General features: G+C 36.2%; 7 protein-coding genes and 1 tRNA gene. 3 read left to right on the top strand and 5 right to left on the bottom strand.

What is annotated here, in order from left to right:
• Window positions 1-65 precede the first annotated feature (65 nt).
• From rpsT to ACTJIP_RS15095, 4 genes are all read right to left on the bottom strand, one after another.
• Window positions 66-320, bottom strand: a complete 255-nt coding sequence (gene rpsT, locus ACTJIP_RS15110) for a 30S ribosomal protein S20 (RefSeq protein WP_002983073.1) — start codon at window positions 318-320, stop codon at window positions 66-68.
• A gap of 66 nt (window positions 321-386) precedes the next feature.
• Window positions 387-707 carry a hypothetical protein gene (locus ACTJIP_RS15105; protein WP_047380487.1) on the bottom strand — a complete coding sequence of 107 codons (321 nt, stop codon included), beginning with the start codon at window positions 705-707 and terminating at the stop codon, window positions 387-389.
• Window positions 708-1,081: 374 nt separating this feature from the next.
• Window positions 1,082-1,153: transfer RNA gene (locus ACTJIP_RS15100), tRNA-Glu, on the bottom strand.
• Window positions 1,154-1,212: 59 nt separating this feature from the next.
• Window positions 1,213-2,499 carry an N-acetylmuramoyl-L-alanine amidase family protein gene (locus ACTJIP_RS15095; RefSeq protein ID WP_175627180.1) on the bottom strand — a complete coding sequence of 429 codons (1,287 nt, stop codon included), beginning with the start codon at window positions 2,497-2,499 and terminating at the stop codon, window positions 1,213-1,215.
• 53 nt (window positions 2,500-2,552) lie between these two features.
• On the opposite strand from ACTJIP_RS15095, the gene ACTJIP_RS15090 reads away from it, so the two are divergent.
• The 3 genes from ACTJIP_RS15090 to ACTJIP_RS15080 all read left to right on the top strand — a co-directional run bounded on the left by ACTJIP_RS15090 (window position 2,553) and on the right by ACTJIP_RS15080 (window position 6,107).
• Entirely contained in the window at window positions 2,553-5,138 is a 2,586-nt protein-coding gene (locus tag ACTJIP_RS15090; RefSeq protein ID WP_440704795.1) for a putative LPS assembly protein LptD, read from the top strand.
• Between the two features lie 133 nt (window positions 5,139-5,271).
• Window positions 5,272-5,652: a RidA family protein gene (locus tag ACTJIP_RS15085; protein WP_034694591.1), complete on the top strand. Its 381-nt coding sequence runs from the start codon at window positions 5,272-5,274 to the stop codon at window positions 5,650-5,652.
• A complete protein-coding gene (locus ACTJIP_RS15080) occupies window positions 5,652-6,107 on the top strand; it encodes a hypothetical protein (RefSeq protein ID WP_047376540.1) in 456 nt (151 codons plus the stop codon). Before ACTJIP_RS15085 ends, ACTJIP_RS15080 begins: the two co-directional genes overlap by 1 nt.
• Window positions 6,108-6,175: 68 nt before the next feature.
• Here ACTJIP_RS15080 and ACTJIP_RS15075 read toward each other — a convergent pair whose 3' ends face one another.
• Entirely contained in the window at window positions 6,176-7,711 is a 1,536-nt protein-coding gene (locus tag ACTJIP_RS15075; protein ID WP_077413562.1) for a trypsin-like peptidase domain-containing protein, read from the bottom strand.
• Window positions 7,712-7,791: the final 80 nt, after the last annotated feature.

The following is a 7,791-nucleotide window of genomic DNA, read 5'->3' as shown; positions in this document are numbered from 1 at the left end:
GAACCCCTCTTACCAGAATGAAAATCTGAGGTCCTAACCGATAGACGAACGGGCCAGCTATATTTTTACGCTAATTTATTAACGTGCTTTGTCAATTTGCTTTTCAAGTTAGCCGCTTTGTTCTTGTGGATAATATTTTTCTTAGCTAATTTATCCAATAAAGCGATAACTTTTGGCAGTTGTTCTGTAGCAGCAGCTTTGTTCTCTTCATTTCTTAAAGCTTTTAAAGCTGTTCTAGCAGTCTTGTGGTAATATCTGTTACGAAGTCTTCTAGTTTCGTTTTGTCTGATTCTCTTTAGTGCTGATTTATGATTTGCCATATCGTTTAAATGTGAGTGCAAAACTATAAACTTTTTTTAAAACTACCAAATTTATTTTCAAAAATTTTAATTTTCTTCTGAAAGGTACTTTCTTAGTTTATTTATTGCTTGTTCTATTTTTAAATTTTCTTGTTCTTTTTCTAATTTTTTGATCGTATTTCCCAGCATGATCAATGCATTGTTCCATTCTCCAGTGGTGTTGGTGAAAGTGAGTCCATCAATTGTTACTTCAAAAGCAACCCTCTCTCCAGTCCTGTAAAGTCTGAAACTGATTTTATCATCTCTGCCTGTAATCCCGTCTTCATTGATTTGTAAATCGTAACTTTTTGGGTTAGAGTGGATTTTCTTAAAAAGCAATTTCGCTTCTTGTATTTTTAAATCCGGCATGATATAAAATTTGGTAGCCTGTAGTGAACTACAAACAATGATTTATAAATAATATTTTTCATCAATGCGACCATATTTGTGCGACCAATTATGGTTAAATTTTTGCAAATATAATGCTTTTGTGACATATAACATAAATGGAATGAATTTTTACAGTAAAAGTAAAGACTCTATATTATAATGATATTAATTTTCAGGTTGTTAGAATATTGCAATTCCTAATAAATTTTGCCAGAACATTGTAAAAATCTGGAGAATATTAATTTTAAAAAGAGTTCTCATAAAATATTCAAGCTGGTTTTGAAAGTAAAATACAGTATAAAATAAGCCATAAAAAAACCTTTAACGGATCCGTTAAAGGTTTGTAAGTTTAGTAGCCTATAGGGGAATCGAACCCCTGTTGCAAGAATGAAAATCTTGAGTCCTGACCACTAGACGAATAGGCCAAATTTTGAGGTTGCAAAAGTAATCATTAACTTTTTAACTTCAAAATTATTTTTTTTAATTATTTATAGACTTTCTGTATCACCGTGTTTTTGATACCTTTAGCTTCAAGCTCCTTTTGAAGTTTTGCTGCATCTTCCAACGTGTATACTTTTCCATAAGTGTAATAAAAAACGCCATTGTCTTTCTCTCTTTCCACATCTTTCAGGTTCTGAAGAATGTAAGAATTTCCATTCAGTTTATCACCCGAATATACTTCTATGGTGTAGTATCCCATATTAATCCTTTGATTAGGCATAAATCCTACTGCAAAAGCATTTCTAAAACCTGCATCCTTGGCTGTTTTAAGATTAATATCTTTTACAGAGGCCATATTGGTTACAGCATAGTAATACTTGTACTGTCCGTTTTCTTTAAGAGTAAGAATATAGTTCAGGCCTTTCAGAGCCGGATCATTTTCATTGTATTTCGTAGGAGAACTCATGAGTAGAATTCTGAAATCATTTTTCAAAGGAACTTCTGCAGGTTTTTCAGGCTCTGGTTTTCTGACTGCAATAGAACCTCCCGATTTTCTGTCAACTGCTTTTTTATAATCAATAATAGCATTGTAAATACTTTCTGCAATTTCAGTCTGCCCCTTATCCGAAGCAATATAATGGCTTTCCTCAGGATGGTTGATGAAGCCTGTTTCTATCAGTACAGATGGCATTGCATTCATACGGAGAACGTGAAGGTTCTTTTGGAAAACACCTCTTGAGGAACGCTTGTCTTTATTTACAAAGTTATCCTCTACCAATCCTCCCAAAAGAAGACTGGACTCCAGATATTTGTTCTGCTGAAGTTTTAAGGCAATTAATGACTCCGGAGAGTCAGGATTATAAGATCCGAAGGTCTGCTTATCTTTTTCATCCAGGAAGATCACGTCATTTTCCCTTTTGGCTACCTCAAGATTTTCGTTATTCTGGTTAGGTCCCTGTACATATGTTTCTGTACCATAAGCTGTAGGTCTTTGGGAGGAATTACAGTGGATAGATACAAAAAGATCTGCTTTGCTCCTGTTGGCCAGATTGGTTCTGTCAGATAGAGAAGGATACTCGTCAATTTTACGGGTATATATAACTTTGAAATCTCTGTTTTTCTCTAACATTGAGCCTACTTTTAACGTAATGGCAAGTGTAATGTCTTTTTCAGCGACTCTTCCAATATCGGAATAGGTCCTGTTGGCCCCATGATCACTTCCTCCGTGTCCCGCATCCAGAACGATAGTAAACTTCTTCTGAGAGAAAATAAAGTTGCTGGTCAGGATAAGGAGAAATGATAAAATTATTTTAAAATTTTGTTTGTGCATCTTACAGTTATAAAAATTATATTAATTTTGGGCCTTAATTATATATAATAAAATTGGCCAAAACCGTCCTCAAAAATATATTACAAATTTTAATTATCCTAATTTTTAACAATTTTTTAGCACAGAAAACTCCTGAAAAATTGCCTAAAAATGCGGTTAATGATACTATTTCCAAAAAGGATACCATAGTTGTAAAAAAAGAAACTTTGGATGATGTTCTTCGCACAAAAGCTGATGATCAGAGAAGAGATGTCCCTAAAAAGATGACTTTTCTGAACAAAAATGCGCAGGTGAAGTATCAGGATATGCAGATTGATGCAGACTATATTTCCATAGATGATAATAAAAATCTGATCTACGCCAGAGGAAAACAAGATTCTTTAGGAAAAATTATTGAACCTGTAATTACAACACAGGCCGGGAAAAAATACGAAACCAACGAATTCAGCTATAACACAAAAACCAAACAGGCAATTGCTTTCAATGCAAGAACAGAAGAAAGTGAAGGGGTAATTATAGCGCAGAAGACCAAAAAATATAACGACTCCGTATTCGCGATGAGAAAAGCGGATTATACCACGGATGATTATTTCATTAAGAAAAAAGATACCGCCGCGGATTATTTTATGAGAGCTTACAATATTAAGCTGATTAAAACCAAAACCAAATCCCAGATCGTTACCGGGCCTATCCAGATGTTTATTGAGCAGGTTCCTACACCTCTTTACCTTCCTTTTGCTATTTTACCGTTTTCAGATAAAAGGGCAGCGGGTATCCTGATTCCGAGTTTCGGGGAAAGGGAAGATGTAGGGTTTTTCCTTAATGGAATAGGGTATTACCAGCCAATTGGGGAACACTTTGACGTGAAGATTCTTGCTGATATTTATACCAAAGGAAGCTGGAATTTACGGCCTCAGGTAAATTATCAGAAGAAGTACCGTTATTCCGGAAACTTTACAGCGGATGTTGGAACCATGGTAAGAGGTATTAAAGGTTTAGATGATTATACAAAGAACAGTACTTATAGAATAAACTGGACGCACTCCCAGGATTCTAAAGCCAATCCTTTTCTTACATTCAGTGCTTCTGTGGATATCGTAAGTACAAAGTTTTATAATAATCCTCTTAACAACAACTATATTTTCAACCAGAATGTATTGAATACCCAGCAGAACTCTACGGTAACCCTTACCAAAAGATTTCTGAAACTTCCGGCAACAATTACAGGAACGGCTTCTTATTCACAAAACTTTGCAACAGGATTGGCAGACCTTCGTCTTCCACAGATGAACGTAGCAATTAACCAGTTTTATCTGTTTAAATCAAGAACGGGAATAAGACAGGGACTTCTTGAAAATATTACAGTGAATACAGGTTTCAACCTTACCAATTTTGTTAATACTCAGGAGAACGAACTGTTTAAAAAAGAAATGTGGGACAAAATGCAGACAGGTCTTAAAAACAATATTGCATTGGCTACCAATACCACAGTGGCAAAATATTTCACTTTCAGTTTAAGTGCGAATATCGACAATGCATTGACTACAAAAACATTGAACAGATTCTATGATCCGGTAAAGAATGTAACAGTAGATGAGATCAATAAGAACTTTACAGGATATTCTACATTCTCTACTTCTGCCAGTCTTCAGACCACCCTTTTCGGGATGATGAAATTTAAAAAAGGATCTGCAGTAGAAGCAGTAAGACATATGATGACTCCAAGTGTAAGCTTCACCTATTCTCCGGATTTTTCAAGTCCTAATTTCGGATATTATAAAAATTATTACAATGCAACCGGAGCGTTGACTCCTTATTCTATTTTCGAAAAAGGGATCATAGGAAGCCCGTCAAGTGGAATGCAGGGTGCTTTAGGTTTCAATATCGGTAACAATATCGAGATGAAAGTAAGGTCTAAGAGTGATTCCACAGGAGTGAAAAAAATCAAGATATTTGAATCTTTAAACCTTTCAGGAAGCTATAATTTCGCTGCTAATGACCACCCTTGGTCTGTATTCTCAATCAACGGACAGTCTTCATTCTTCAATAATAAACTTACGGTAAATACCAGTCTTGCGCTGGAGCCTTATAAAATAGATTTCTCTTCTGGTCAGGATTCAGGGGTAAGAACAGAACAGTTCGGGCACTTCAGTGTACAGGGATTCAATGTTCAGTTATCTTATCCTTTAAGCAGTGAGATTTTTGGAGAGAAAACAGATTATGCTAAAAAATATTCTTCAAAAGGAGAGATCCGAAATGAAAATTATTATTTTGATGATGATCATTACGCCCATTTTGATCAGGCATGGACTTTAAACATCAGTGCTAATTATGCCTACTCAAAAGGACTGAGCAGATTTGCCAACAAAATTGCGTCCATAGGATTAGACGGGAGCCTTAAGTTGACTCCTTTCTGGAATATTACAGGAAGTACGCATTATGATATGGTAACAAAAGAATTGGCGTATACAAGAATTGGTTTCTCAAGAGATCAGCGAAGTTTTACCATCAATTTCAACTGGGTGCCTTTCGGACAGTATAAAGTGTATGACTTCTTTATTGGTATAAAAGCCAATATCTTAAGTGACGCACTGAAGTACAAAGACAGAAGCTTTACCCAGCCTAATGCACCTTTCTAATATCAGATTGGCATTTGAGAATATAAATTTTATATTTGCAATCAAAATAAACTCTAATGAAATCACTGCTGACAGGATTTTCTTACTGGCAAAAGTGATGGCATATGACCTTAGAAAAAAATAAATATCCGCTATGAAACAAATAATCAACACAGTTAATGCACCTGCAGCTATCGGTCCTTATTCACAAGCTAATATGGCAAACGGAGTTTTGTATATCTCCGGACAGATTCCTGTAGATCCTGCAACTGGTAAATTGGTAGAAGGAATTGAAAAAGAAACACACCAGGTAATGAAAAACCTTGAGGCAATTCTTACTGAAGCCGGAATGACTTTCAAAAACGTTGTAAAAGCTACCATCTTCCTTAAGAGCATGGATGATTTTGCTGTAATGAATGATATCTATGCTTCTTACTTAGATTCAGAAAGCTATCCTGCCCGTGAAACAGTACAGGTTTCTTGCCTGCCTAAAAATGTGGATATCGAAATTTCTATGATCGCACATCAGGATTAATGAATTTTATAAGAAATACAATTGCGGTTCTGGTAGGTCTTGGCATTGCAGGGCTTATTATTACTCTTGGTATAAGGGTTTTTCCGCAATGGGTTACTTTTGAGGCTTTTGCTCCGTTTGAGCACTGGCAGAGGTTTCTTTTCAGTATGAAAGATGATCAGGCGTTTTTTGGCTTCCTGTTGTTTATTTCCGGATTGGGAACTACTATTGGGGGCGTTGCAACAGCCATCATCGTTAAATATGCTAAAGTAGCTTATGCTATTCTGATTGGTTTTATTATGCTCTTTATTGCTATGCTGGATGTGATTATATTTCCTTACCATCCTACATTTTATAAGATCTCTATTTTCCTTACTTTTTTTCCGTTTTCCTGGATTGGAGGTAAGATTGTAGAAGTTATTTATGAGCGGAACAAGCAGAAAAGAATTGCTGAAAAAATGAATAAGCCTAAATAAATAATAAAAAACGCTGCAGATCTCTGCAGCGTTTTTTGTTGATATGAAAAACTAATTTTGTCTTCTGATTAAGGCATTTTGAATCCTCTCTGATAATTTCTTCCGTAGTCGTCCATATATTTTATTTGTATAGTTCCTGTGAACTTATTCAATAAACTTTCCACATCTTTCTGTGAATTTACAGGTTTACCATTGATTTCTGTAATGATATAACCGTCTACAATTCCTGCTTTGGCCATTTCGCTTCCTTCTAAAACGTTTTTAGCAATCACTCCGCTAGTTAAGCCGTAATATGCTTTCGTTCTTTCGTCAATGCTTTGGAATTCAGCTCCGATTTTTTCAGTTACGCTAAGATCTGCTTTTGTTCTCGTGGAAGTACCTCCTTTCTGGTCTCTAAGCGTTACAGTAGCCGTACCGTCTTTACCATTTCTGGAATAGGTTACCTGAACTTTATCACCAGGACGCTTGCTTCCGATTGACATTGAAAGATCAGCAAAGTCTGTGATATCGTAGTTGTCTACTTTGGTAATAATATCTCCTTTTTTCAATCCTGCATCTTCAGCACCACTATTGTCACCAAATCCTGTAATATAAATTCCTGAACCTACTTTCAGACTCGTTTTAAACTGTTTGTTGTATGAAGTTACCAATTGGTCATTGGAAAGGTCCAGAGACTGAACGCCCAGGAATCCTCTCTGTACAATTCCGAATTTCTTGATATCCTCAACAATTTTTCTGGCTAAGTTAGAAGGAACAGCAAATCCGTATCCCTGATAATATCCTGTAGTAGACTGGATCGCAGAGTTGATTCCGATAAGCTCCCCGTTAGTATTCACCAAAGCTCCTCCTGAGTTACCCGGGTTGATTGCAGCATCCGTTTGAATGAAACTCTCAATAGGATTAGTTGCTTTTCCCTGGCCTCCTAAAATTCCGATACCTCTTCCTTTTGCAGAAACAATACCTGCTGTTACCGTAGAATTTAATCCAAGTGGATTTCCTACTGCAAGTACCCATTGCCCTACGTCAATATTATCAGAATTTGCAAAATTTAAGTAAGGAAGACCTTTTTCTTCAATCTTTAGTAGTGAGATATCCGTATTTGGGTCAGTTCCTACCAGAGTTGCGATATATGATTTTTTATTGCTTAATACTACTTCCAGCTTATTGGCACCTGCTACCACGTGATTATTGGAGATGATGTACCCATCCGGAGAGATGATGACACCTGAACCCATTCCTGATGGCATATTATCAGGAGCCTGTTGCTGCTTCTGTCTCTGCTGGCCCTGGCCTCTTCCCCCGAAAGGGTCTCCGAAGAAAAAGTCGAACAAGTCTTGTTCTGAAGCTCTGCTTGCTGTTCTGCTTTGGTAATTTTTGATGGTAACTACAGCCGGAACGGTTGTTTTGGCTGCCTTTACAAAATCGTCACCTACTGCCCCCGTATTCATTCCTGCGAATGAGGTGTTAGGTGCTGACGTTGTGAAGTAAGATTGATCTCCATTGTTGGAGCTGTGTCCTAAATATTGTATGGCTCCAACGGTAGTAGCTCCGGAAATAACTCCTACTACTGCAAATGGTAATAGTTTTTTTAAAGTACTCTTCATTGTATATCTTTCTTGTTTATTAATTAATTTCTATTTTATGTTTTTGAGTAAACAAATTTAATGTTAAATAAGTAAGCAAT

This window comes from Chryseobacterium sp. 22543 (assembly GCF_052044565.1).
Lineage (GTDB): Bacteria > Bacteroidota > Bacteroidia > Flavobacteriales > Weeksellaceae > Chryseobacterium.
This window is presented reverse-complemented; position numbering and strand designations above follow the sequence as displayed.